The 24,160-nt window shown below is 56.8% G+C and carries 21 protein-coding genes; 14 read left to right on the plus strand and 7 right to left on the minus strand.

What is annotated here, in order from left to right:
- The first annotated feature begins 18 nt into the window (after positions 1–18).
- Together O1722_RS06285 and O1722_RS06290 are read left to right on the plus strand one after the other, a co-directional pair.
- A complete protein-coding gene (locus O1722_RS06285; protein ID WP_033487460.1) occupies positions 19–657 on the plus strand; it encodes a DUF1007 family protein in 639 nt (212 codons plus the stop codon).
- Entirely contained in the window at positions 648–1,628 is a 981-nt protein-coding gene (locus tag O1722_RS06290; RefSeq protein WP_017692914.1) for a nickel/cobalt transporter, read from the plus strand. Before O1722_RS06285 ends, O1722_RS06290 begins: the two co-directional genes overlap by 10 nt.
- A 46-nt stretch (positions 1,629–1,674) precedes the next feature.
- On the opposite strand, the gene O1722_RS06295 is transcribed toward O1722_RS06290, so the two are convergent.
- From O1722_RS06295 to suhB, 3 genes are all read right to left on the minus strand, one after another.
- On the minus strand, positions 1,675–2,358 hold the full coding sequence (locus O1722_RS06295; RefSeq protein WP_033487459.1) for a DUF2931 family protein: 684 nt from the start codon (positions 2,356–2,358) through the stop codon (positions 1,675–1,677).
- Entirely contained in the window at positions 2,355–4,340 is a 1,986-nt protein-coding gene (tssD, locus tag O1722_RS06300) for a type VI secretion system tube protein TssD (RefSeq protein WP_058686519.1), read from the minus strand. Before tssD ends, O1722_RS06295 begins: the two co-directional genes overlap by 4 nt.
- A 209-nt stretch (positions 4,341–4,549) precedes the next feature.
- Complete coding sequence (gene suhB / locus O1722_RS06305) at positions 4,550–5,353, minus strand: inositol-1-monophosphatase (RefSeq protein WP_003860668.1); 804 nt, start codon at positions 5,351–5,353, stop codon at positions 4,550–4,552.
- A gap of 132 nt (positions 5,354–5,485) precedes the next feature.
- Here suhB and trmJ point away from each other — a divergent pair, with 132 nt between their 5' ends.
- The 11 genes from trmJ to sseB all read left to right on the plus strand — a co-directional run bounded on the left by trmJ (position 5,486) and on the right by sseB (position 14,274).
- A complete protein-coding gene (trmJ, locus tag O1722_RS06310; protein ID WP_015572157.1) occupies positions 5,486–6,211 on the plus strand; it encodes a tRNA (cytosine(32)/uridine(32)-2'-O)-methyltransferase TrmJ in 726 nt (241 codons plus the stop codon).
- 234 nt (positions 6,212–6,445) lie between these two features.
- Positions 6,446–6,937 carry a Fe-S cluster assembly transcriptional regulator IscR gene (gene iscR, locus O1722_RS06315; RefSeq protein ID WP_022649018.1) on the plus strand — a complete coding sequence of 164 codons (492 nt, stop codon included), beginning with the start codon at positions 6,446–6,448 and terminating at the stop codon, positions 6,935–6,937.
- 120 nt (positions 6,938–7,057) lie between these two features.
- On the plus strand, positions 7,058–8,272 hold the full coding sequence (gene iscS / locus O1722_RS06320) for a cysteine desulfurase (RefSeq protein ID WP_003860663.1): 1,215 nt from the start codon (positions 7,058–7,060) through the stop codon (positions 8,270–8,272).
- Between the two features lie 24 nt (positions 8,273–8,296).
- Positions 8,297–8,683, plus strand: coding sequence for a Fe-S cluster assembly scaffold IscU (iscU, locus tag O1722_RS06325; RefSeq protein WP_003860661.1), 387 nt, complete (start codon positions 8,297–8,299; stop codon positions 8,681–8,683).
- Between the two features lie 13 nt (positions 8,684–8,696).
- Complete coding sequence (gene iscA / locus O1722_RS06330) at positions 8,697–9,020, plus strand: iron-sulfur cluster assembly protein IscA (RefSeq protein ID WP_003860659.1); 324 nt, start codon at positions 8,697–8,699, stop codon at positions 9,018–9,020.
- A 76-nt stretch (positions 9,021–9,096) separates the two neighbouring features.
- Positions 9,097–9,612, plus strand: a complete 516-nt coding sequence (hscB, locus tag O1722_RS06335; protein WP_003860657.1) for a co-chaperone HscB — start codon at positions 9,097–9,099, stop codon at positions 9,610–9,612.
- A 14-nt stretch (positions 9,613–9,626) separates the two neighbouring features.
- Positions 9,627–11,477, plus strand: coding sequence for a Fe-S protein assembly chaperone HscA (gene hscA / locus O1722_RS06340; protein ID WP_015572159.1), 1,851 nt, complete (start codon positions 9,627–9,629; stop codon positions 11,475–11,477).
- A 1-nt stretch (position 11,478) separates the two neighbouring features.
- Positions 11,479–11,814 carry an ISC system 2Fe-2S type ferredoxin gene (gene fdx, locus O1722_RS06345; protein ID WP_003860652.1) on the plus strand — a complete coding sequence of 112 codons (336 nt, stop codon included), beginning with the start codon at positions 11,479–11,481 and terminating at the stop codon, positions 11,812–11,814.
- A 1-nt stretch (position 11,815) separates the two neighbouring features.
- Complete coding sequence (gene iscX / locus O1722_RS06350; RefSeq protein ID WP_003860650.1) at positions 11,816–12,016, plus strand: Fe-S cluster assembly protein IscX; 201 nt, start codon at positions 11,816–11,818, stop codon at positions 12,014–12,016.
- 53 nt (positions 12,017–12,069) lie between these two features.
- Positions 12,070–13,356 (plus strand): aminopeptidase PepB, encoded by a 1,287-nt coding sequence (gene pepB, locus O1722_RS06355; RefSeq protein ID WP_033487457.1) that lies wholly within the window; start codon positions 12,070–12,072, stop codon positions 13,354–13,356.
- A 141-nt stretch (positions 13,357–13,497) separates the two neighbouring features.
- Positions 13,498–14,274 carry an enhanced serine sensitivity protein SseB gene (sseB, locus tag O1722_RS06360; RefSeq protein WP_023325069.1) on the plus strand — a complete coding sequence of 259 codons (777 nt, stop codon included), beginning with the start codon at positions 13,498–13,500 and terminating at the stop codon, positions 14,272–14,274.
- 17 nt (positions 14,275–14,291) lie between these two features.
- On the opposite strand, the gene O1722_RS06365 is transcribed toward sseB, so the two are convergent.
- The 4 genes from O1722_RS06365 to O1722_RS06380 form a co-directional block, all read right to left on the minus strand.
- Positions 14,292–15,062, minus strand: a complete 771-nt coding sequence (locus O1722_RS06365) for a MurR/RpiR family transcriptional regulator (protein WP_015572161.1) — start codon at positions 15,060–15,062, stop codon at positions 14,292–14,294.
- Entirely contained in the window at positions 15,062–15,907 is an 846-nt protein-coding gene (gene sseA / locus O1722_RS06370) for a 3-mercaptopyruvate sulfurtransferase (RefSeq protein ID WP_017383536.1), read from the minus strand. Before sseA ends, O1722_RS06365 begins: the two co-directional genes overlap by 1 nt.
- Before the next feature lie 89 nt (positions 15,908–15,996).
- Complete coding sequence (locus O1722_RS06375) at positions 15,997–17,364, minus strand: 6-phospho-alpha-glucosidase (RefSeq protein ID WP_017692919.1); 1,368 nt, start codon at positions 17,362–17,364, stop codon at positions 15,997–15,999.
- A gap of 12 nt (positions 17,365–17,376) precedes the next feature.
- Positions 17,377–18,921: a PTS transporter subunit EIIC gene (locus O1722_RS06380; RefSeq protein ID WP_033487456.1), complete on the minus strand. Its 1,545-nt coding sequence runs from the start codon at positions 18,919–18,921 to the stop codon at positions 17,377–17,379.
- Between the two features lie 286 nt (positions 18,922–19,207).
- Between O1722_RS06380 and O1722_RS06385 the strand changes: the two genes are divergently transcribed.
- The gene (locus O1722_RS06385) at positions 19,208–24,160 is read left to right on the plus strand and encodes an alpha-2-macroglobulin family protein (RefSeq protein ID WP_033487455.1); all 4,953 of its coding nucleotides are present in this window, start codon (positions 19,208–19,210) and stop codon (positions 24,158–24,160) included.

The following is a 24,160-nucleotide window of genomic DNA, read 5'->3' on the forward strand; positions in this document are numbered from 1 at the left end:
TTTTGACGTGAGGAACAGATGCAAATAGTTAAACAAAGCGCGGTAGCGTTATTTTTGGCGGTTTTCACTTGTGCCGCCGGCGCACATCCTCACAGTTTTATCAGCCTGAAAACCGAACTGGTGACGGACGGCACGCAGCTCAGCGGCCTGAAAATGCGCTGGACGATGGATGAAATCACCTCCGCCGACCTGCTGTACGATGCCGGAAACGCAAAGCCCGGCGATGAGATCTGGAAAAAGCTGGCGGCGGAAGTGATGGCCAACGTGCTGGGTCAGCACTACTTCACCGAGTTCTGGCACAACGGACAAAAGGTGAAATTTCTCAACCGTCCCACGGTGTACGGTATGACCCGCGACGGACATCAGGCGGTGCTGACCTTTATCCTTCCGCTGGCGCACCCTCAACCGCTGGCCGGGCAGAAGTACAGGTTTTCCACGTTTGACCCAACCTACTATGTCGATATGCGCTATGACAATGACAGCGACGTACGGCTGCCGGACGCGCTGCAAAAAAGCTGCAAAATTGCCGTGCACACCCCGAAACCCAGCGAAGAGATGCTGAACTTTGCCGTTTCTCTTGATAAAGACGATGCGCCCCCTGAAGACATGGAGTTAGGTAAACAGTTTGCGCAGGAGGTGACGTTACAATGTCAGTGATCTCCTCTCCCGTCAGTAAGCCGCGTCGCTGGCTGCACCTCTGGCCTCTGGCGCTTTTTTTGTTGTTAGCGGTTGGCGGCGCGCTCTGGCTGTGGCAGGCATGGCCGCAGGTGATGATGAAAAGCATCCTCTGGCAGCGGGAAGTTAATCAGCAGATGAGCGGTCTGCTGAAAGCCGTGGCGGAAAATCCGACCAAAGCGGGCGGCGCTCTTCTGGCGTTCAGCTTTATCTATGGCGTGCTGCATGCCCTGGGACCGGGGCACGGCAAAATCGTCATCACGACCTGGCTTGCCACGCATCCGTCGAAGCTGAAATCGAGTATCGGCCTGACGCTGGCTTCTTCTTTACTTCAGGGCGGTGTGGCGATTGCGCTGGTCGTGGTCGTCCTTTCGCTGCTACAGCTGCCGGCCCGCCAGCTGCATATGAGCAGCTTCTGGCTGGAGAAGGGGAGTTACGCGCTGGTAGGCGTGCTGGGGCTGATCCTCTGCTGGCGGGCGCTGAAAAAATTGCGCGCGTTGCTGCGAAAACCAAAATTCAAATCCTTTACACCGCATCACGTTCACCATGAAAACTGCGGGTGCGGGCATCAGCATCTGCCGACGCAGGAACAATTACAGAACAGTGAGGACTGGCGTGCGCGCCTGATGATTGTTCTCTCAATGGGGATGCGTCCATGCTCGGGCGCAATCATGGTGCTGTTGTTCAGCAAAGTGACAGGCGTATTTGGCTGGGGCATGCTCTCGGCGCTGGCGATGGCGGCGGGAACGTCTCTGACGATCTCTTCGTTAGCCCTGCTGGTGCACAGCTTTCGTCAGCTGGCGGTAAAACTCAGCGGCAATAAAACGCCGGTATTGTGGCGACAGGTTGGCTGGACGACGCTGGCACTGGCGGGCGGGGTGATTCTGCTGGTGGCTGCGGTGACAATGTGGATGAGCGCGGTGCCGGTGGGTAGGGGGTTGCGGCCGTTTTAGCGACGTACGGTCTGATCCCCCATAACCACGAGTCTGTCGCTTCTTGTTAATCCCAGTTACCGTAGGGGTAGGTTTTGCCTTTGATGAAATCCTGCGTTGACTGGATGACGTTAAACGTACCGCCGGGAACGACGTAGCCTTTGCACAGGGTAAGGTCCTTGCCGGAGCGGGTCGTCAGTTTCAGCGGTTTGACGGGCAGGCTGGGGCGTCCGGCGACATCTGAAAACCAGATCTTGACTTTTCCTCCGGGGGAGAGGCCAAATACCATTCTGTTGTACCAGACAGTTCTGCCCGTGGGACTGATATGATCTGCCGGTGTTTTCATTCGCAGCCAGGTGTCCGGACCGAAGACGGCGCTGGTTTCGTAGGTTTGCTGGTCAATATAGGATTCCCAGCAGAAGACAATGTACTGCGGGGGGTTTTTAACTTTATTGAAGTTCGCGTAAAAACCGTGCGCATTTTCAGGCCATTTATCAACAGAGGCAGGGTCCCATGAAGTCGGATCGAGGGTATTGAACGTATACAGATAACCATCTGTGTCGATGACTCTGGCGTGATTTACCATAGATGGTAATTTTCTTGGCGTGATGAAGGTAAAAGTCCATTCATCATAAGGCAGCGTCCAGTCACCGCTGGCGGCTTGTTTTGACTGTAGAGGGTGAGATTTTTGTGGGCTGCAGCCTGCAGCTGTAAGCAGCAGGGCAAGCGCCAGCACGTTGCGTTTTTTCATCGTTTGTTTCCATCCATGTCGTAAATCGTTCTGATCCAGTTTTCATCCGGCCGGTTGACAAAGCCGATGGTTTCGGAGGCTGAGGCGCCACCCTGTAATTCACCGGACTGTTTAAGCTCCACGGCGTTCCAGTGGGCTGAGCAGTGGATATATTTCCGGGCAATTATGTCCACCTCATCAGGTGTAAAGCCGGTTACGCTTCTTTGCTGACGGGCCGCTTTTCCCATTTCTCGGGCGAGGTCAGACAACGGCTTTAGCTCATCAGGTAAGGCGTGAATTTTAATGCTGTCTACGTCAGTAAATAACGCTCCTGCCTCCACTGCCGCATCGACCATGACCCGCAGCGCCACCTTTGACCAGTCAAAAAGGACCGTCCGGTGGCGTAGCGTCAGAGCGGCAAACGCGCGCTTCTGCGGCTGGCTGTAGCGGTCAGGCAGGGCGAAATCATCTTCCCAGACGTCCGGGGTGATGGCATTGGTTCGAATGACGGGCATGATGGCGGGTGAATGCTCCAGCACGCCTAGCTGCGCCATCGTCTGCCGGTAAACGTGCGACTGTGTGCCGGGCTGGTTGTTAGGCAGGGTTTCCACCAGCGGACGGGTAAGGAAGAGGTCTTCCCGCAACTGGGGCAGATAGCCGCCGCCGATATCAGAATGGGCGCCGGGAAGTATGAGTTCCGGCCAGGCGGGAGCAATGCTGTTGAGGGCGAAGTTATAGCGGCATTCGTGTTGGGCGGTGATGTGAAATACTTTTTCCGCCACGCCGGGACGCAGGCGAGTGTTGACATTGCCGGTATTGGCGCTGTGCGGATTGAGACCATTCATTACCGTGCCGACGGCCGCTACGGTGTCCATAATGCCGAGAAAACGGTTTCTGCCTGCCGGAGCACCGCGGAAGCTAATTTTAACCATGCCCGTTGAAATGGCGCTGATAATGGACTGGTCTTCCGCCTGGACACGGTTGGCGAAGTGGCGAGCCGCCGCAGCGCCGCGGCTGAAGCCGAAGATATCAAACAGCAGGGTATCGACAACAAACTTCCCTTTCAGTAAACCAAGTGCTGAATCTATGGCTGTCGCCAGCTGCGCTACCGCATCGTCAGTTTTGGCTACAATACCAGTCTCTGCTGTACCTAATCCAAGCCCTATCGGATTATCAGGTTCGCCCGCCCGGGTGCCAATGCCCTCAACATAAACACCACCTTGAATATAATTACCGTCTGGCGGGAAGTTACGTTCATACAACTCATTCAGACGATGAATATTCGTGTAATACCCCAGATAGCTCCCCGCCCCGATCCCACTAATTCCCATCTTCTCCGATGCATTTCTGGCGAGAATGGTTGCCGCATCCGGGCTGTTAATATCAAAGTGCTGCGCCGTAAGGGCCTCAAGCATGTTCCGGGTGTTTACCGCGTTATTACCGGTGCCATCAAAGAATATCCCCAGCACCAACGTCACTCTCCGTTCAGGCTGCTCTTCGGGGAGGATAGTCTTCTGCACCACCGGAAAAAGACGGCTGTAATTATCAGGCGTCAGCAGATAATCAAATTCGGTACCGGCAATAAGATGGCGACTCAGAATATAATCATAATCCACCGAGATATATTCATAGTCCATATCATTCATTTTTGAATGCAGCTGAATGGACCGTATTGATGCACCACGTAATTCGATAAGATAGTACTTCTCCATTTGACCGTATCGATTAGTGCGGTAAATATCAAAGGTAAGCTTAAGACGTTCATTATTATTAATAGCATTACTGATTAACGGAGAGCTTTTATCCAGGAGCTTACAGAATTGTAGTCCGCGATGGTAAATCCGGTCACCGGTACCGCCCGCTTCCTGCATCAGGCTGAAAACAAAGATTTCATCTTCATGTCCCAGCTGATAGCGGTTGCCGACTGAAGCCTGAGAACCACAGCCAGCAGAAATCTTTCCCTGAATATTGCCCTCAAGCGTTAAATAAATAAGGTGGCTCATTTATTTTTCCTGAGTGAGGCGTTTAGTCAGGAAGTATCGTAATGATAAAAACGAAAAGGCAATCTGCTATAAATTAAATTATAGAGTAAATACTGATGATTATTTAGGCGTAACAGGAACGACTAATAAAAAATCCCCGATGATGAATATCGGGGATTTATAAAAACAGACAGCATTGGGGAAATAACCGCTGAGTGCAGTTACCGGGATTAACGCTTCAGCGCATCGCTCAGTTCATCACGCATGTTTGCCAGCATGGCTTTAACAACGCGCGGGTTACCTGCAACGATGTTGCCGGTAGACATATAGTTATGGCCGCCGGTGAAGTCGCAAACAATCGCGCCTGCTTCACGAGCGATCAGCTCGCCCGCCGCGAAGTCCCACGGCTTCAGAGACAGCTCAAAGTAACCGTCAACGCGGCCGGTCGCGACGTAGGCCAGATCCAGTGCAGCAGAGCCGGTGCGACGGAAGTCCGCGCATTCGGTGAACAGCTTGCCCAGGATATTCATATAAGTGGTTGCGTGCTGCTTCGCCTTGAACGGGAAGCCGGTCGCCAGAATCGTGCCGTCCAGATCGCGTGCATTGCTGCAACGCAGACGGTAGCCGTTCAGCTGCGCGCCCTGACCGCGGGTCGCGGTGAACAGTTCGTTACGCATTGGATCGTAAACAACGGCGACTTCAGTACGGCCTTTGATGCGTACTGCGATAGACACAGAGAAGTGTGGCAGGCGTTTGACGAAGTTGGTGGTGCCATCCAGTGGATCGATAACCCATTGAACATCCTGATCGGTACCTTCATGTTCACCGCTTTCTTCGGTGATGATGGTGTGCTGCGGGTAAGATTTGCGGATCGTTTCGATAATAATCGCTTCTGCGGCTTTATCTACGTTCGTCACGAAATCATTGCTGCCTTTCTGGCTGGTTTCTACGGAGTCTGGGGTTTCGTAGTGTTTGGCAATTACATTACCCGCCTTGCGCGCTGCGCGCACGGCGATGGTCAGCATCGGATGCATCGGTCTCTCTCACTGGATGTTAAAGAACAGGAAAATCGGCGCAGAGTATAGCAGCGGGATCGGATTATGTCTCTCGTTTATGATAATATGCCCGAATATTCTTCAGACACTGAATCCAGACATTTAAAAATTATGCTGCAAAACATTCGAATCGTGCTGGTCGAAACATCGCACACCGGCAACATGGGCTCTGTGGCCCGCGCTATGAAAACCATGGGCTTAACGAACCTGTGGCTGGTGAATCCGCTGGTGAAACCAGACTCTCAGGCTATTGCTCTGGCGGCCGGCGCCAGCGACGTGATCGGGAATGCGCAGATCGTGGACACCCTGGATGAAGCTCTGGCCGGTTGCAGCCTGGTGGTGGGGACCAGCGCGCGCTCCCGTACGCTGCCCTGGCCGATGCTGGACCCGCGCGAATGCGGCCTGAAAAGCATCTCAGAAGCGGAACAGGCGCCGGTTGCGCTGGTGTTTGGCCGTGAACGTGTTGGCCTGACCAACGAGGAATTACAGAAGTGCCACTATCATGTGGCGATTGCCGCCAACCCGGAATACAGCTCGCTGAATCTGGCGATGGCGGTGCAGGTGATTGCCTATGAAGTGCGCATGGCATGGCTGGCGACGCAGGAGAAACCGGTCGAACCTAAAGAAGAGACGGCCTACCCGCTGGTGGACGACCTTGAGCGCTTCTACGGTCATCTGGAGCAGACGCTGCTCTCAACCGGCTTTATCCGTGAAGGCCACCCGGGTCAGGTGATGAACAAGCTGCGCCGTATGTTCACCCGCGCGCGTCCGGAAAGCCAGGAGCTGAACATCCTGCGCGGGATTCTGGCGTCGATTGAGCAGAAGAATAAAGAGTAGTGCAGTGTGTTCGCCGGGTGGCGCTGCGCTTACCCGGCCTACAAAGCCCGTAGGCCCGTGCAAGCGCAGCGCCGCCGGGCAAAATACGGCACAGAAGGTTAAATACCTGACTAAAACAGTCAAGTAAATAGTTGACCAATTTAGTCAGGAATGTCAGACTTGGCCCTGCTATGCAATACCCCCATTTTACAATAAAAAACCCCGGGCAGGGGCGAGTTTGAGGTTAAGTAAGACATGAGACTGACATCTAAAGGGCGTTATGCCGTGACCGCGATGCTGGACGTTGCGCTCAACTCCGAAGCGGGCCCGGTTCCGTTGGCTGATATTTCTGAACGACAAGGGATCTCCCTCTCTTACCTGGAACAGCTGTTCTCCAGACTGCGTAAAAATGGACTGGTGTCCAGCGTTCGTGGCCCGGGCGGCGGTTATCTGCTGGGTAAAGACGCAGGCAGTATTGCGGTTGGCGAAGTGATTAGCGCGGTTGACGAATCCGTTGACGCGACCCGTTGCCAGGGTAAAGGCGGCTGTCAGGGCGGCGATAAATGCCTGACCCACGCGCTGTGGCGCGATCTGAGCGACCGTCTGACCGGCTTCCTGAACAACATCACCCTGGGTGAACTGGTTAATAACCAGGAAGTTCTGGATGTCTCTGGTCGTCAGCATAGTCAGGATTCACAGCGCAGCACCCGTTCGCAGGACGCCATCGACGTTAAACTGCGCGCGTAATTAAAAAGATAAGTATTTCAGAATCAGGCCGGGGCGTTAGCTCGCCCCGCGTACTCGGTCGTACATCCAGCCGGTTGCCTGATTCCTTGCATTGAAGCGATGTACGGAGTTTATAGAGCAATGAAATTACCGATTTATCTCGATTACTCCGCAACCACGCCGGTGGACCCGCGTGTTGCCGAGAAAATGATGCAGTGTCTGACCCTGGACGGAAACTTTGGTAACCCAGCTTCCCGTTCTCACCGTTTTGGCTGGCATGCTGAAGAGGCGGTTGATATCGCCCGTAATCAGATTGCTGACCTGGTTGGTGCCGATCCGCGTGAAATTGTTTTCACCTCCGGCGCGACCGAATCCGACAACCTGGCGATCAAAGGTGCTGCCAACTTTTATCAGAAAAAAGGCAAGCACATTATTACCAGCAAAACCGAACACAAAGCCGTGCTGGACACCTGCCGTCAGCTGGAGCGTGAAGGGTTCGAAGTGACTTACCTGGCGCCGCAGAGCAACGGGATCATCGACCTGAAAGAGCTCGAAGCGGCCATGCGTGATGACACCATTCTGGTTTCCATCATGCACGTTAACAACGAAATCGGCGTTGTGCAGGACATCGCAACCATCGGCGAAATGTGCCGTGCGCGCGGCATCATCTACCACGTGGATGCGACCCAGAGCGTGGGCAAACTGCCTATCGACCTGAGCCAGCTGAAAGTGGACCTGATGTCCTTCTCCGGTCACAAAATCTATGGTCCGAAAGGTATCGGCGCGCTGTACGTTCGTCGTAAGCCACGTATCCGCATCGAAGCACAGATGCACGGCGGTGGTCACGAGCGCGGCATGCGTTCCGGTACGCTGCCTGTTCACCAGATCGTGGGCATGGGCGAAGCGTATCGCATCGCGAAAGAAGAGATGGAAACCGAGATGGCACGCCTGCGTACGCTGCGTAACCGTCTGTGGGACGGCGTGAAAGATATGGAAGAAGTGTATCTGAACGGCGATCTCGAGCAGGGCGCGCCAAACATCCTCAACGTCAGCTTCAACTATGTTGAAGGCGAGTCGCTGATCATGGCGCTGAAAGACCTGGCGGTTTCTTCCGGTTCTGCCTGTACGTCTGCAAGCCTGGAGCCATCCTACGTGCTGCGCGCGCTGGGTATGACTGACGAGCTGGCACACAGCTCTATCCGTTTCTCTTTAGGTCGTTTTACTACCGAAGAAGAGATTGACTACACCATCAAACTGGTTCGTAACTCCATTGGCCGTCTGCGCGACCTTTCTCCACTGTGGGAAATGTTCAAGCAGGGCGTGGATCTGAACAGCATTGAATGGTCACATCACTAATCGGTACATAAGGAGAATTCAATCATGGCATACAGCGAAAAAGTTATCGATCATTACGAGAACCCGCGCAACGTTGGCTCTTTTGACAACAGCGATGAATCTGTCGGTAGCGGTATGGTTGGCGCGCCAGCGTGTGGCGACGTAATGAAGTTGCAGATTAAAGTCAACAATGAAGGTATCATTGAAGACGCGCGCTTCAAGACCTACGGCTGCGGTTCTGCTATCGCTTCCAGCTCCCTGGTCACCGAATGGGTGAAGGGCAAGTCTCTGGACGAAGCACAGGCAATCAAGAACACGGATATTGCTGAAGAACTCGAACTGCCGCCGGTGAAAATTCACTGCTCAATTCTGGCAGAAGACGCGATCAAAGCCGCCATTGCGGATTACAAAAGCAAACGTGAAGCAAAATAATTGAGGTTTGAGTATGTCGATTACCCTTAGCGACAGCGCTGCCGCGCGAGTAAGCTCTTTTCTGGCGAACCGTGGTAAAGGCTTTGGCCTGCGACTGGGCGTACGTACCTCCGGCTGTTCTGGTATGGCTTACGTACTGGAGTTTGTTGACGAACCGGCGTCTGATGACACCGTGTTTGAAGACAAGGGCGTGAAGGTGGTGGTCGATGGCAAAAGCCTGCAATTCCTCAACGGCACTCAGCTGGACTTCGTAAAAGAAGGCCTGAACGAAGGGTTCAAATTCACGAATCCGAACGTCAAAGACGAGTGTGGTTGCGGCGAAAGCTTCCACGTTTAACCGCGCGTCATCCGAAACCCCACCGTGGCTTTGCTACGCGTGGGGTTTGTTCTAACAGGCTACCCCTGAGATTGTTATGGATTACTTCACTCTCTTCGGACTACCCGCTCAATACCCGATCGATCTCCAGGCGCTGACGGTCCGTTTTCAGGATCTCCAGCGTCAGTACCATCCGGATAAATTCGCCAGCGGGACGCAGGCAGAGCAGCTGGCTGCGGTGTCACACTCCGCAACCATCAACCAGGCCTGGCAAACGCTGCGTCATCCGCTGGCGCGTGCAGAATATCTGCTCTCGCTCCACGGTTTCGATCTGGCGAGCGAACAGCATACCGTGCGCGACACCGCCTTTCTGATGGAACAGCTGGAGCTGCGCGAAGAGCTGGATGAAATTGAACAGGCTAAAGACGAAGCGCGCCTGGAAAGCTTTATCACGCGCGTAAAGGGCATGTTCGATACCCGCCATCAGCAGATGGTGGAGCAACTGAACAACGAGACCTGGGACGTGGCGGCAGACACTGTGCGCAAACTCCGTTTTCTCGATAAACTGCGAAGCAGTGCTGAACAACTCGAAGAAAAGCTGCTCGATTTTTAATTTCGGAAGCAATTATGGCCTTATTACAAATTAGTGAGCCAGGCTTAAGCGCCGCACCGCACCAGCGTCGTCTGGCGGTCGGTATTGATCTGGGCACCACCAATTCTCTCGTGGCGACCGTGCGTAGCGGCCAGGCGGAAACGCTGGCTGACGAGCAGGGGCGCCATCTGCTGCCTTCGGTGGTCCACTACCAGCAGCAGGGTCACGCGGTCGGGTTTGATGCCCGCGCCAACGCCGCGCGCGATCCGGCCAATACCATCAGCTCGGTTAAGCGCATGATGGGCCGCTCGCTGGCTGATATCCAGACCCGTTACCCGCATCTGCCGTATCAGCTACAGGCCAGCGAAAACGGCCTGCCGATGATCGCGACGTCTGCCGGTCTGCTGAACCCGATTCGCGTTTCCGCTGACATCCTCAAAGCGCTGGCGGCGCGCGCCACGGCGACGCTCGGCGGCGATCTCGACGGCGTGGTAATCACCGTTCCGGCCTACTTCGACGATGCACAGCGTCAGGGCACCAAAGACGCCGCGCGTCTGGCGGGCCTGCATGTGCTGCGTCTGCTGAACGAACCGACGGCGGCGGCCATTGCCTACGGCCTCGATTCCGGTCAGGAAGGGGTGATTGCGGTTTACGATCTCGGCGGCGGGACGTTTGATATCTCAATCCTGCGCTTGAGCCGCGGCGTGTTCGAAGTGCTGGCGACCGGCGGGGATTCCGCGCTCGGCGGCGATGACTTCGACCATCTGCTGGCAGACTACATCCGCGAGCAGGCGGGCATCAGCGATCGCAGCGATGCGCGCGTACAGCGTGAACTGCTGGATGCGGCCATCGACGCCAAAATTGCCCTGAGCGACGCGCAATCGGTCACGGTTAACGTTGCGGGCTGGCAGGGTGAGATCACCCGCAATCAGTTCAGCGAACTGATTGCGCCTCTGGTTAAGCGTACCCTGCTGGCCTGCCGTCGCGCATTGAAAGATGCGGGCGTGGAGGCCAGCGAGGTGCTGGAAGTGGTCATGGTTGGCGGCTCAACCCGCGTGCCGCTGGTGCGCGAGCGCGTGGGCGAATTCTTTGGCCGCACGCCGCTGACCTCTATCGACCCGGACAAAGTGGTTGCCGTGGGCGCCGCTATCCAGGCCGATATCCTGGTCGGCAACAAGCCGGACAGCGAAATGCTGCTGCTGGACGTCATCCCGCTGTCTCTGGGTTTAGAAACCATGGGCGGCCTGGTGGAGAAAGTCATTCCGCGTAACACCACCATTCCGGTGGCGCGCGCGCAGGAGTTTACTACCTTCAAAGACGGCCAGACCGCGATGTCCATCCACGTGATGCAGGGCGAGCGCGAGCTGGTGCAGGACTGCCGCTCTCTGGCGCGCTTTGCGCTGCGCGGAATTCCGGCGCTGCCGGCGGGCGGGGCGCATATTCGCGTTACCTTCCAGGTGGATGCGGACGGCCTGCTGAGCGTCACGGCGATGGAAAAATCGACCGGCGTGGAATCGTCCATCCAGGTGAAGCCGTCCTACGGCCTGACCGATGGCGAAATCGCCTCCATGATTCAGGACTCAATGAGCTACGCCGAGCAGGATGTGAAGGCGCGTATGCTGGCCGAACAAAAAGTGGAAGCCGCACGCGTGCTGGAAAGCCTGAACGGCGCGCTCGCTGCCGATGCCGCGCTGTTAAGCGCCGCTGAGCGCCAGGTGATTGATGACGCTGCCGCGCGCTTAAGCGCAGTCGCCGAAGGCAATGACGCTGACGCAATAGAAGAAGCCATTAAAAACGTTGATAAACAAACCCAGGACTTCGCTGCTCGCCGCATGGACAAATCTGTCCGCGTCGCGCTGAAAGGCCAGTCCGTGGACGAGGTTTAATATGCCAAAAATTGTAATTTTGCCTCATGCGGACCTCTGTCCGGATGGCGCTGTTCTGGAAGCGAAGACCGGTGAAACCATTCTCGATGTTGCCCTGCGTGCAGGTATCGAAGTGGAACACGCCTGTGAAAAATCCTGTGCCTGCACAACGTGCCACTGCATCGTACGTGAAGGTTTTGATTCTCTCGCCGAGAGCACCGAAGACGAAGACGACATGCTGGATAAAGCATGGGGTCTGGAGCCAGACAGCCGCTTAAGCTGCCAGGCTGCGGTGACCGATGAAGATCTGGTCGTGGAGTTCCCACGCTACACCATCAACCACGCACGCGAGCATTGATATGGGACTGAAGTGGACAGACAGCCGTGAAATCGGCGAAGCGCTCTACGACGCGAACCCGGATCTCGATCCGAAGACCGTACGATTCACCGACATGCATCAGTGGATTTGCGATCTGGAAGATTTCGACGACGATCCAAACGCATCCAATGAAAAAATTCTGGAGGCGATTCTGTTAGTCTGGTTAGATGAAGCAGAGTAAATCACTTAACGGGCTGCCTTCAGGCGGCCCGTTTGCTAATAAGGATAAATAAAATGACCGAAGCGATGAAGATTACGCTCTCGAATCAGCCTGCTGACGCACGCTGGGGCGAAAAAGCCACCTACAGCATCAACAATGACGGTATTACCCTGCACCTGACGGGCAATGATGATTTAGGTTTGATCCAGCGCGCCGCGCGTAAAATTGACGGCCTTGGCATTAAGCATGTGTCTCTGGAAGGCGAAGGCTGGGACACCGATCGCAGCTGGGCATTCTGGGCAGGCTACAAAGGCCCGAAAGGCACCCGCAAAATCGAGTGGGCGACCCTCGACGAAGCCGGTCAGAAAGAGCTGGAAAGCCGCCTGCAAATCATCGACTGGGTGCGCGACACCATCAACGCCCCGGCGGAAGAGTTAGGCCCTGAGCAGCTGGCGCAGCGCGCCGTCGACCTGCTGTGCGGCGTGGCGGGCGACAAGATGTCTTACCGCATCACCAAAGGTGAAGACCTGCGCGAGCAGAACTACATGGGCATCCACACCGTGGGCCGTGGCTCCGAGCGTCCTCCGGTCCTGCTGGCGCTGGATTACAACCCAACCGGCGATAAAGAAGCGCCGGTCTTTGCCTGTCTGGTCGGAAAAGGCATCACTTTCGACACCGGCGGCTACAGCCTGAAGCAGAGCGCGTTCATGGATTCCATGAAGTCCGACATGGGCGGTGCGGCCACCATTACCGGCGCGCTGGCGTTCGCCATCACCCGCGGTCTGAACAAGCGCGTGAAGCTCTACCTGTGCTGCGCGGACAACATGGTGAGCGGCAACGCCTTCAAGCTGGGCGACATCATTCGCTACCGCAACGGTAAAAACGTTGAGGTGATGAACACCGACGCCGAAGGCCGTCTGGTGCTGGCCGATGGCCTGATCGACGCCTCTGCGCAGAAGCCGGAGCTGATTATCGACATGGCAACCCTGACCGGCGCGGCGAAAACGGCGCTGGGTAACGACTATCACGCCCTGTTCAGCTTCGACGACAAGCTGGCCGCTCGCCTGCTGGCCAGCGCGGCGGCGGAAAACGAACCGTTCTGGCGTCTGCCGCTGGCCGAGTTCCACCGCAGCCAGCTGCCGTCCAACTTCGCCGAGCTGAACAACACCGCGAGCGCGGCGTACCCGGCGGGGGCAAGCACCGCAGCAGGCTTCCTGTCTCACTTCGTTGAGAACTACCATGAAGGCTGGCTGCACATTGACTGCTCCGCAACCTACCGTAAAGCGGCGGTTGAGCAGTGGTCTGCGGGTGCGACCGGTCTGGGCGTGCGTACCGTGGCGAACCTGCTGACGGCTGAGTGATCTTTTTTGCCGGGTAGCGCTACGCTTACGCGCGCCTTCGGAGTCATCGTATTGCCCGGCGGCGCTGCGCTTGCACGGGCCTACGGTTTTGTAGGCCGGGTCAGCAAAGCGCCACCCGGCGTTTTTTGAAGTAGCCAAACTATGTCAGAAACCAAAAACGAATTAGAAACCCTGCTGGAGCAGGCGGCGACCGAACCCGCCCACCGTCCGGCCTTTTTCCGCACGCTGCTGGAATCCACCGTCTGGGTGCCGGGCACCGCGGCGGAAGGGGAGCAGGTTGTCGAAGACAGCGCGCTGGATCTGCTGCACTGGGAGAAAGACGACGGCACCTCGGTGATCCCGTTCTTTACTTCGCTCGAGGCCTTGCAGGAAGCGGTAGAAGACGAACAGGCGTTCGTGGTGATGCCGGTGCGCACGTTGTTCGAAATGACCCTGGGGCAGACGCTGTTCCTCAACGCCAAACTGCCGACCGGGAAAGAGTTTACTCCGCGCGAAATCAGCCACCTGATTGGTGACGAGGGCAACCCGCTCAGCACTCAGGAGGTGCTGGAAGGGGGCGAAACGCTGCTGCTGTCTGAAGTGGCCGAGCCGCCCGCGCAGATGATTGACTCCCTGACCACGCTGTTTAAAACCATCAAGCCGGTAAAACGCGCGTTTCTCTGCTCTATCAAAGAGAGCGCTGACGAAAAGCCTGTTCTGCTGATAGGGATTGAGGCCGACGGCGATATCGACGAGATCATCCAGGCAGCGGGAAGCGTGGCAACCGACACCCTGCCGGGCGATGAGCCGATTGATATCTGTCAGGTGAAGAAAGGTGAGAAGGGGATCAGCCACTTTATTACCGAGCACATCACCCCGTTCTACGAGCGTCGCTGGGGCGGCTTCCTGCGCGATCTCAAGACCAACCGCATTATCTGATTACGGCGGGGTGACCTTCACCCCGTTGCTTCCAGCAGCAGTAAATCCATCAGCAGCACCAGATTCGACTCAAACGACGTTACCCCTGCGGCTTCGGCGGCGAAATGTACCGCTTCGTCATAGAGGGCAAAATGCACGTCCGCCATGCCTGCCAGCGTATTGGCCGACGCGCGGGTAAAGGCGACGATCGTCATGCCGACGTTTTTGGCGATCCGCGCTTTATCCAGTACCTGCTCCGTTTCGCCGCTGCGTGAAACGGCAATAAACACCTGATAGCGCGCGGCGTTGCTGAGAAAAATATTCCGGCTGTCTCCCGGCCCGGAGATGAACGCCGTTTTTCCCAGCACCTGCAACTTCTTGGTCAGGTACTCGGCAAAAAGGTACGAAAACCCGGCGCCGTAGAGAAAGAAGCTCTCTTTCTGGCGCAGCAGGCTGGCAAACTGCTGGCGTTTGTCCTGAGTGACCCACTGGAAGGTCTGCTGATAGTTGGCAACGAACCGGGTAAAAAGCGCGGGCATTTCCGCATGTTGCTCAGGCTGTACGGTGATATGCGGCGTGTCAGAAAGCAGCTGCTTGCAGTGCCAGATAAACTCGCTAAAGCCGCTAAACCCCAGTTTCTGACACAGCCGCATAATCGTCGCGGTAGAGACAAATGTCGCCTGCGCCAGCTCGCGCACCGTGATGTTGCCCACCAGCAATGGATGCTCAGTGAGGTGGGCGAGGACGCGATACTCCGCGCGGGTCAGCGACGATCCGCGCGTTAACAGCGTTGCCAGGCGGTTATCCATTATTTCGCCGGTTCAACCGGCAGATCGTCCCGTGCACCCCATTCACTCCAGGCGCCGTCGTACAGAGTCACGTCATTCGCGCCAAGGGTTGCCAGCGCCAGGATCACCACGCAGGCCGTCACGCCGGAGCCGCAGCTGGCAATAACCGGACGATGCAAATCCACGCCCTGACGTTCAAAAATGGCACGCAATTCATCGGTGGTTTTCAGCTCGCCTTCAAACACCAGATCGCCCCACGGTACGTTCAGCGCCCCCGGGATATGTCCGCGTTTCAGTCCCGGACGCGGCTCGTCCGCTTCTGCGTTGAAACGTGGAGCGGGACGCGCATCGACGATTTGCGCCGTGTTTTCGTGGCTCACGACCAGCACATCGGTCAGGCGCTTGACCACGTTAGCGTCAAACGTGGCATCAAATTCCCCTTCCGGCAGCGTGACGTCACCCTGCTGAAGCGGTAGTTCGTCGCGCTTCCAGCCTGCAAGTCCGCCCGCCAGAATCGATACCTTTTCCACGCCGAAGTTTTTCAGCATCCACCACGCTCGCGGCGCGGAAAACAGATTACCTTCATCGTAAACAACAAGATGTTTATCTTTGCTGATGCCCAGCTCGCGCATCGCCACGGAAAACGCTTCCGGGCGAGGCAGCATGTGCGGCAGGGGAGAGGTGTGATCGGAGAGGGCTTCGATATCAAAAAATACCGCGCCAGGCAGGTGCCCTGCACGGTATTCAGCGGGAACGTCACGATGCTCCTGGCCCGGAGGGGCCATGCGCGCGTCGATAATCTGAACTTCCGGGTCGTCGCCGTGCTCAATCAGCCAGTCGGCAGCGACAAAATATGAGGTGGACATGGTTGCCTCCATTCTTTTCCGTAAAAAAGGATTGTCGGTGTTTTTTCTGACACCGACAAGCTAACCACGTTCAACTCGCGAGCAAGCCCCTATTTTTTCACCGCTTCACCGTCCTGCCAGGCCTTTTGCAGCGCAGGCCAGTAGTCGCGGTTGGCTTCGATCATCTCATCCAGAATCGCTTTCGCGTGCTCCATGGTCGGCACGGTGCGGTTCAGAGTGAACGCCTGCAACGCTTTCTCGTAGCTGCCTTCGATGGTTGCCTCAACCAGCAGCTGTTCAGAGGCCAGCTGCTGTTGCAGGAGCGTCTGGTGGAACAGCGGTACCTGACCCACGCGGACAGGCTCCGGCCCTTCGGAGGTGATATAGGCAGGCACCTCCACCACCGCATCGTACGGCAGGTTGGTAATCGCCCCGCGGTTTTCCACCATTACCAGATGGCGTTGGCGCAGGTTGAACGCCAGTGAGCAGGCGACATCGACGATAAATTCGCCGTGAACACCTACGTGGAAGGCGTCCGGTAAAATTCCGGTGCGCTGGTACTCTTCGGCGGCGGCAAACAGCTTTTTCTCACGCCCGTTCATCACTTCGTTGGCGCGGGTATAGTCAGGGTTCTGATGCTCCACAATCTGGTTTGGCATCAGGTAGTACTGTAGATACGGGTTCGGCAGGTACTCCGGGAAGTTATCCATAATCGGCTTGATGTTGCGCCAGGTTTTCACCCACGACGGATCCGAGTGCTGCGGGTCGGTTTTCGCGGCATCTTCCGTCAGCAGGCCAAACTTCGCGATATGTTTACGCAGCTCCGGCAGCTTGTCCTCGCCGTCCACCCGCACGCGGGTAAACCAGCCGAAATGGTTGAGGCCAAAATAGTCCACCTCCAGTTTATGGCGATCCACGCCCAGAATGGCGCCCATATTGCGCATCGCGGCAACCGGCATATCGCAGATGTTCAGCACGCGTGCGTTGGGGCGCAGGCGACGCACGCCCTCAGCTACAATCGCCGCCGGGTTGGAGTAGTTCACGATCCACGCCTTTTCGTGCGCGTAGCGTTCCACCCGATCGATCAGCTCTACCATCGGCAGGATAGTACGCAGGCCATATGCCAGCCCGCCGGGTCCGCAGGTTTCCTGGCCGACCACCCCGTGGCGCAGCGGGATCTTTTCATCCTGCTCGCGCATTTTGTACTGTCCGACGCGCATCTGGGCAAAAACAAAATGCGCGCCGCTGAAGGCCACTTCCGGGTCGCTGGTGACGGTGAATTTGATGCTCTGGCTGTGGTCGCGAATAACCTTCTCCACCACGGGCGCAATGGTGTTCTGGCGCGCCTCGTCAATGTCATACAGGCGGATCTCTGCCAGAGGGAAATCATGCAGACGTACCATCAGGCTTTTCACAATACCTGGCGTGTAGGTGCTGCCGCCGCCGGCAATCGACAGAATAAATGGGGGTGTAAACATCTTTAGCTCCTTTCAGAGAAACGTCTCAACGGCTTCTCGCATTTTTTTGACATGCAGCCCGTAGACCACCTGAACGTTGTTACCTTGTTTGATAACCCCTTTCGCGCCGGTCGCTTTCAGGCGCGGTTCGTCGATGATGTCGACGTCCTTCACCGTGACGCGTAAGCGGGTGTAGCAGTTATCCACTACCTCTATATTTTCCCGACCGCCCAGACCCACCACGATGGATTCGCCCAGCTCGTCGTTATTGCCCTTCGCCTGGTACTCCTGCTTGCTGTAAAGGCGTGTCTCCTGGTCCTCATCTTCACGGCCCGGCGTTTTCATGTTGAAGCGCAGGATCAGGAAGCGGAATACCACGAAATAAAGGGCGAACATGATCAGCCCGACCACGATGTACATGGGCCAGTTGGACTTCTCCGTGCCGAGCGGCAGGTTGTAGAGGATGAAATCGATAATCCCGTTGGCGCCGATGGCGTGAACGCCAAACAGCGAGAACAGCATCATGCCGATGCCGGTCAGCACCGCATGCACCACGAACAGCAGCGGGGCGACAAACAGGAAGGAGAATTCAATCGGCTCGGTTACGCCGACCAGCAGCGAGGTCAGCGCCGCCGGGATCAGAATCGCTTTCGCAATCGCTTTACGCTCTGGCTTCGCGGTCATGTACATCGCCAGCGCGGCGGCAGGAAGGCCGAACATCTTGCTGATGCCGCGCGCATCCCACACCACGGTACTGCTGAGCTGCTTCACGTCCGGGCAGGCCATCTCGGCGAAGTAGATATTGCGCGCGCCCTGATAGGTTGCGCCACACACCTCCTGCGTACCGCCCAGTTCGGTATACAGGAACGGCGTATAGACCAGATGATGCAGGCCCGTCGGCACCAGAATGCGTTCAAGGAAACCGTAGATCGCCACGCCAAACGGACCGGACCCTTTGATCGCCAGCGCCAAAGCGCTTATTCCATGCTGTGCGTACGGCCAGAGTTCGCTCATGACCACGCCGAGCAGCATAGAGACAGGCAGCATCACAATCGCGACAAAGCAGTGGCCGGAGTAAATCGCCATCGCGCCGTTAAACTGGACACCGGAATATTTGTTGTACAGATAACCGGAGAGCGCCCCGGTCAGGATCCCGGCGAAAACGCCCATCTCCAGCACCTGGACGCCCAGCACCATGCTTTGTCCGGCGGCTTTCATCTGTTCCGCAGGGGCCAGTTCTCCCTGAAGCTGTAACGTCACGTTCATCGCGTTAATGAATACGATAAAGGTCACCAGCCCAATCAGCGCCGCGTAGCCTTTGTCTCGTGTTGCCAGTCCAATGGGGATCCCGACGGCAAACACCAGCGCCAGGTTGACCAGCACCGACACGGCAGATTTGGCGATCAGCTGGCCGACACTCTGGAGCAGCGGGTGGCCGAGAAACGGCAGGTACTCGGCCAGATTGCCGTTACCCAGTACATTCCCGAAGGCGATAAACAGGCCGACGATGGGTAAGATAAGTACAGGTCCGTACAATGATTTTCCGAAATTTTGTAGGGCGTTCACGGCTCGTTTCATGGCTTTCTCTCTTATTGAACCGCGCACTCGGGGTGCGTCATGGTCATAAAACTAGCAGGCCTGATGCGAGCTTATCCAGCTATCTTCTTGTTTTAAAAACAAATGACGCGAAAGGTAACATGTTACGTTATGCGCTGTGATCGCCGTTCCATCACGGTTTGGCTGCGTGATGCCATTCTGCGAGGTGCTTTCCAGATTATAAAATTGGACTTTTTGTATTAACGAAACTTGCGGATAATACTTATCCGGACGATGACCAACAGGCCCCTCAGGCCAGGGACACAGGATGAAACCGTTTCGCTTAGCTGCGATCTCTCTCGCGCTGCTCACCACCTTTACGCTTGTCGGCTGTGATAACAGCGACGACAAACCTCAGGCCGCTGCCCCCGCAGCGTCTACTGCATCAGAACAGAAAACCCCGGCAAAACCGGATCCTGAAAAGCTGGCTAAGCTGGCCGCGCAGAGTCAGGGCAAGGCGTTGACGCTGCTGGATGCCTCTGAAGTGCAACTCGACGGCGCTGCGACGCTGGTTCTGACCTTCTCTGTACCGCTGGATCCCAGCCAGGATTTTGCGAAAACGGTGCATGTGGTGGATAAAAAAAGCGGCAAAGTGGACGGCGCCTGGGAACTGGCCCCCAATCTGAAAGAGCTGCGCCTGCGCCATCTGGAGCCGAATCGTAATCTGGTCGTCACCGTCGAACGTAATTTGCTGGCGCTGAACAAAGCGACATTCGGCATCGACTATGAAAAAGCGATCACCACCCGGGATGTTGAACCGACGGTCGGATTCGCCAGCCGCGGATCGCTGCTGCCGGGTAAGGTGGTGGAAGGGTTGCCGGTGATGGCGCTCAACGTCAACAATGTGGATGTGAACTTCTATCGCGTGAAGCCGGAGTCGCTGGCCTCGTTTGTCAGCCAGTGGGAGTACCGTAACTCGCTGACCAACTGGGAATCTGACAACCTGCTGAAGATGGCGGAACTGGTCTACACCGGCCGTTTCGACCTCAACCCGGCGCGCAATACGCGTGAAAAACTGCTCCTGCCGCTCAAAGATATTAAGCCGCTCCAGCAGTCTGGCGTCTATATCGCCGTGATGAATCAGGCTGGTCACTATAACTACAGTAACGCCGCGACGCTCTTTACCTTAAGTGATATTGGGCTGTCCGCTCACCGTTATCATAACCGCCTGGACATCTTCACCCAGAGTCTTGAAAACGGTGCGGCGCAGTCAGGTGTGGCCATTACCCTTCTGAACGATAAAGGGCAGACCCTGGCCGAGGCGAACAGCGACGCCGATGGTCATGCGAAACTGGAAACCGATAAAGAAGCCGCGCTGATCCTGGCCAGTAAAGATGGCCAGACGACGCTTCTCGACCTCAAACTTCCGGCGCTCGATCTGGCGGAGTTTGATATCGCCGGTAACCCGGGTTACAGCAAACAGTTCTTTATGTTTGGCCCGCGCGATCTCTATCGTCCGGGTGAAACGGTGATCCTGAACGGCCTGCTTCGCGACAGCGATGGCAAACCGCTTCCCGATCAGCCGGTAAAACTTGACGTGCTGCGCCCGGACGGACAGGTGGCGCGTACGGTCGTTGTGCAACCTGAGAACGGCCTTTATCGCTTCAACTATCCGCTCGATAGCGGCGCCCAGACCGGCATGTGGCATATTCGCGCGAATACGGGCGATAACCAGCAGCGCATGTGGGATTTCCACGTCGAAGATTTTATGCCTGAGCGTATGGCGCTGAATCTGACCGGGCAAAAAACGCCAGTTTCCCCGCAGGATAATGTCGACTTTAACGTTGTGGGCTATTACCTGTATGGCGCGCCGGCTAACGGCAATTCTCTGCAAGGCCAGCTTTTCCTGCGTCCGCTACGTGACGCGGTGCCTGCGCTGCCTGGCTTCCAGTTCGGTGATATTGCCGAGGAGAACCTGAGCCGCAGCCTGGATGAAGTGCAGCTTACGCTGGACGAACAGGGGCGTGGGCAGGTTACCACCGAAAGCCAGTGGAAAGAGGCGCACTCGCCGCTGCAACTGATTTTGCAGGCCAGCCTGCTGGAATCAGGTGGGCGTCCGGTAACGCGACGCGCCGAGCAGACTATCTGGCCTGCGGCTGAACTTCCGGGGATCCGCCCACAGTTCGCCAGCAAGGCCGTTTACGACTACCGTACCGATACCACCGTCAATCAGCCGATTGTCGATGAAAACGGCAACGCCAGCTTTGACATCGTCTATGCCGATGCCAGCGGGACAAAAAAAGCGGTATCTGGTTTGCAGGTGCGTCTGATCCGTGAGCGTCGCGACTACTTCTGGAACTGGTCCGAGAGTGAGGGCTGGCAGTCTCAGTTTGATCAAAAAGATCTGGTTGAGGGCGAGCAGGAGCTAAACCTCAAGGCCGATGAAACCGGTAAAGTCACCTTCCCGGTGGAGTGGGGCTCATACCGTCTGGAAGTGAAAGCCCCTGATGACATGGTCAGCAGCGTGCGCTTCTGGGCGGGGTACAGCTGGCAGGATAACAGCGATGGCACGGGCGCTGCTCGCCCGGATCGTGTGACGCTGAAACTGGACAAGCCATCCTATCAGCCAGGCGATACCATCAACCTGCATATTGCAGCGCCGGCCGCAGGCAAGGGCTATGCAATGATCGAATCCAGCGAAGGACCGCTGTGGTGGAAAGAGATCGACGTGCCAGCAAACGGTCTGGATCTCGCCATTCCGGTGGATAAGGACTGGAAACGTCACGATCTCTACCTCAGCACGCTGGTGGTTCGTCCTGGCGATAAATCCAAATCCGCCACGCCAAAACGGGCGGTTGGCCTGCTGCATCTGCCAATGGGGGACGAAAATCGTCGCCTGGCCATCGCACTGGATAACCCGCAAAAAATGCGTCCGAACCAGACGCTTTCTGTGAAAGTGAAAGCCAGCGTAAAAGAGGGGGCTGTGCCACAGAAGGTGAACGTGCTGGTCTCGGCTGTCGATAGCGGCGTGCTGAACATTACCGACTACGTCACGCCGGATCCGTGGGAAGCTTTCTTCGGTCAGAAGCGCTATGGCGCGGACATCTATGATGTTTACGGCCAGGTGATTGAAGGTCAGGGACGTCTGGCCGCACTGCGCTTTGGCGGAGACGGCGATGAACTGAAACGCGGCGGTAAGCCACCGGTGAACCATGTCACCATAATTGCCCAGCAGGCGCAGCCGGTTACGCTTGATGCCAACGGCGAAGGCACCATCACGCTGCCGATTGGCGATTTCAACGGCGAACTGCGTCTGATGGCGCAGGCCTGGACGGAAGACGATTTCGGCAGCAGCGAAAGCAAAATCATTGTGGCGGCTCCGATTATCACCGAGCTTAATACGCCGCGATTCCTCGCCAGTGGCGATACCTCCCGCCTGACGCTGGACCTGACTAACCTGACGGACCAGCCGCAAACGCTGAACATTGCGTTAACCGCAACCGGTAAGTTGTCGCTCGAAGGTGCTCAGCCAGAGCCGGTTAAGCTGCCGCCTGGCGCACGTAGCACCCTGTTTATTCCGGTGCGCGCCCTGGAAGGCTATGGTGATGGTGAAGTGACTGCTCAGGTGACGGGGCTTCAGCTCCCAGGTGAGACGTTTGCGCCGCAGCAGAAAAGCTGGAAAATTGGCGTGCGTCCCGCATTCCCGGCGCAAACGGTGAATACGGGCACGATGCTGAACCCTGGCGAATCCTGGAGTGCACCAGCACAGCATATCAACGGTTTCTCGCCTGCCACGCTACAGGGGCAGCTGTTGCTCAGCGGTAAACCACCTTTAAATCTGGCGCGCTACATTCGTGAACTTCAGGCCTATCCATACGGATGTCTTGAGCAGACCACCAGCGGCCTGTTCCCGTCGCTTTACACCAACGCGGCACAACTTAAGGCACTGGGTATTAAAGGCGATACCGACGATAAACGCCGTGCGGCCATTGATATCGGGATCTCCCGTCTGCTGCAAATGCAGCGTGACGATGGCGGTTTTGCCTTGTGGGATAAAAACGGCCCGGAAGAGTACTGGCTGACCGCCTATGTCACGGACTTCCTGGTGCGGGCAGGGGAGCAGGGTTACAGCGTGCCTGCCGAGGCAGTGAATAACGCCAACAGCCGACTGTTGCGCTATTTACAGGATCCGGGGATGATGTCCATCCGCTACAGCGACGACACCCAGGCCAGCAAATTTGCTGTTCAGGCGTACGCTTCGCTGGTGCTGGCTCGTCAGCAAAAAGCGCCGCTCGGTGCGCTGCGTGAAATCTGGGAGCGCCACGCTCAGGCTGCTTCCGGGCTTCCGTTGATGCAGCTGGGCATGGCACTCAAACTGATGGGGGATGCACCGCGCAGCCAGCAGGCGCTGGATCTGGCTCTCAAAACTCCCCGTAACGACAGCCGAAACTGGATGGCGGATTACGGCAGCCAGCTGCGTGATAATGCCCTGATGCTCTCCCTGCTGGAAGAGTACAAGCTGCTGCCGGATGCGCAAAACAGGCTGCTGAACGCGTTATCTGAAGACGCGTTCAGCCAGCGCTGGCTGTCTACCCAGGAGAGCAATGCGCTGTTCATGGCCGGACGTTCACTGCAAACCTTGTCAGGCGCGTGGACGGCAACGACCAGCCTCTCTGAACAGACCCAGAGCAGTGATAAAGCGCAGGTAGAAAACCTGAACGGCGACCAGCTTGATGCCTTGCAGGTGACGAATACCGGCACTACGCCGCTGTGGGTACGACTGGACACGACTGGCTATCCGGAGTACGCGCCTCAGCCATCCTCTAATGTCTTGCAGATTGAACGTCATATCCTGGCGACAGACGGCAGCAGCAAGTCGCTCTCTTCTCTGAAGAGCGGTGAGCTGGTTCTGGTGTGGCTGGAGGTGAAGGCCAGCCAGAACGTGCCGGATGCGCTGGTGGTGGATCTGCTCCCGGCAGGTCTGGAGCTGGAAAACCAGAATCTGGCGAGCAGCAGCGCCAGCTTGCAGGACAGCGGCAGTGAAGTGCAAAACCTGCTGAATCAGATGCAACAGTCTGATATTCAGCACATGGAATTCCGCGACGATCGCTTTGTGGCCGCGGTGCCGGTCAATGAAGGTCAGCCGGTCACGCTGGTTTACCTGGCCCGTGCCGTTACGCCGGGAACCTACCAGGTGCCTGTTCCGATGGTCGAGTCCATGTACGTTCCGCAGTGGCGGGCAACGGGGGCGGCCAGTGGCCCGCTGATCGTTGTTCCGTAA

This window comes from Enterobacter cloacae complex sp. HYC003_NIDB, from assembly GCF_056673375.1.

Bases quoted from the DNA above. Each gene is read 5' to 3' on its own strand.
- sseA (WP_017383536.1), bottom strand. From the start codon at position 15,907: ATGTCCACCTCATATTTTGTCGCTGCCGACTGGCTGATTGAGCACGGC.
- iscA (WP_003860659.1), top strand. From the start codon at position 8,697: ATGTCGATTACCCTTAGCGACAGCGCTGCCGCGCGAGTAAGCTCTTTT.
- iscX (WP_003860650.1), top strand. From the start codon at position 11,816: ATGGGACTGAAGTGGACAGACAGCCGTGAAATCGGCGAAGCGCTCTAC.
- tssD (WP_058686519.1), bottom strand. From the start codon at position 4,340: ATGAGCCACCTTATTTATTTAACGCTTGAGGGCAATATTCAGGGAAAG.
- iscR (WP_022649018.1), top strand. From the start codon at position 6,446: ATGAGACTGACATCTAAAGGGCGTTATGCCGTGACCGCGATGCTGGAC.
- O1722_RS06285 (WP_033487460.1), top strand. From the start codon at position 19: ATGCAAATAGTTAAACAAAGCGCGGTAGCGTTATTTTTGGCGGTTTTC.
- sseB (WP_023325069.1), top strand. From the start codon at position 13,498: ATGTCAGAAACCAAAAACGAATTAGAAACCCTGCTGGAGCAGGCGGCG.
- hscB (WP_003860657.1), top strand. From the start codon at position 9,097: ATGGATTACTTCACTCTCTTCGGACTACCCGCTCAATACCCGATCGAT.
- pepB (WP_033487457.1), top strand. From the start codon at position 12,070: ATGACCGAAGCGATGAAGATTACGCTCTCGAATCAGCCTGCTGACGCA.
- iscS (WP_003860663.1), top strand. From the start codon at position 7,058: ATGAAATTACCGATTTATCTCGATTACTCCGCAACCACGCCGGTGGAC.
- trmJ (WP_015572157.1), top strand. From the start codon at position 5,486: ATGCTGCAAAACATTCGAATCGTGCTGGTCGAAACATCGCACACCGGC.
- O1722_RS06375 (WP_017692919.1), bottom strand. From the start codon at position 17,364: ATGTTTACACCCCCATTTATTCTGTCGATTGCCGGCGGCGGCAGCACC.
- O1722_RS06380 (WP_033487456.1), bottom strand. From the start codon at position 18,921: ATGAAACGAGCCGTGAACGCCCTACAAAATTTCGGAAAATCATTGTAC.
- suhB (WP_003860668.1), bottom strand. From the start codon at position 5,353: ATGCATCCGATGCTGACCATCGCCGTGCGCGCAGCGCGCAAGGCGGGT.
- hscA (WP_015572159.1), top strand. From the start codon at position 9,627: ATGGCCTTATTACAAATTAGTGAGCCAGGCTTAAGCGCCGCACCGCAC.
- O1722_RS06365 (WP_015572161.1), bottom strand. From the start codon at position 15,062: ATGGATAACCGCCTGGCAACGCTGTTAACGCGCGGATCGTCGCTGACC.
- O1722_RS06385 (WP_033487455.1), top strand. From the start codon at position 19,208: ATGAAACCGTTTCGCTTAGCTGCGATCTCTCTCGCGCTGCTCACCACC.
- fdx (WP_003860652.1), top strand. From the start codon at position 11,479: ATGCCAAAAATTGTAATTTTGCCTCATGCGGACCTCTGTCCGGATGGC.
- O1722_RS06290 (WP_017692914.1), top strand. From the start codon at position 648: ATGTCAGTGATCTCCTCTCCCGTCAGTAAGCCGCGTCGCTGGCTGCAC.
- O1722_RS06295 (WP_033487459.1), bottom strand. From the start codon at position 2,358: ATGAAAAAACGCAACGTGCTGGCGCTTGCCCTGCTGCTTACAGCTGCA.
- iscU (WP_003860661.1), top strand. From the start codon at position 8,297: ATGGCATACAGCGAAAAAGTTATCGATCATTACGAGAACCCGCGCAAC.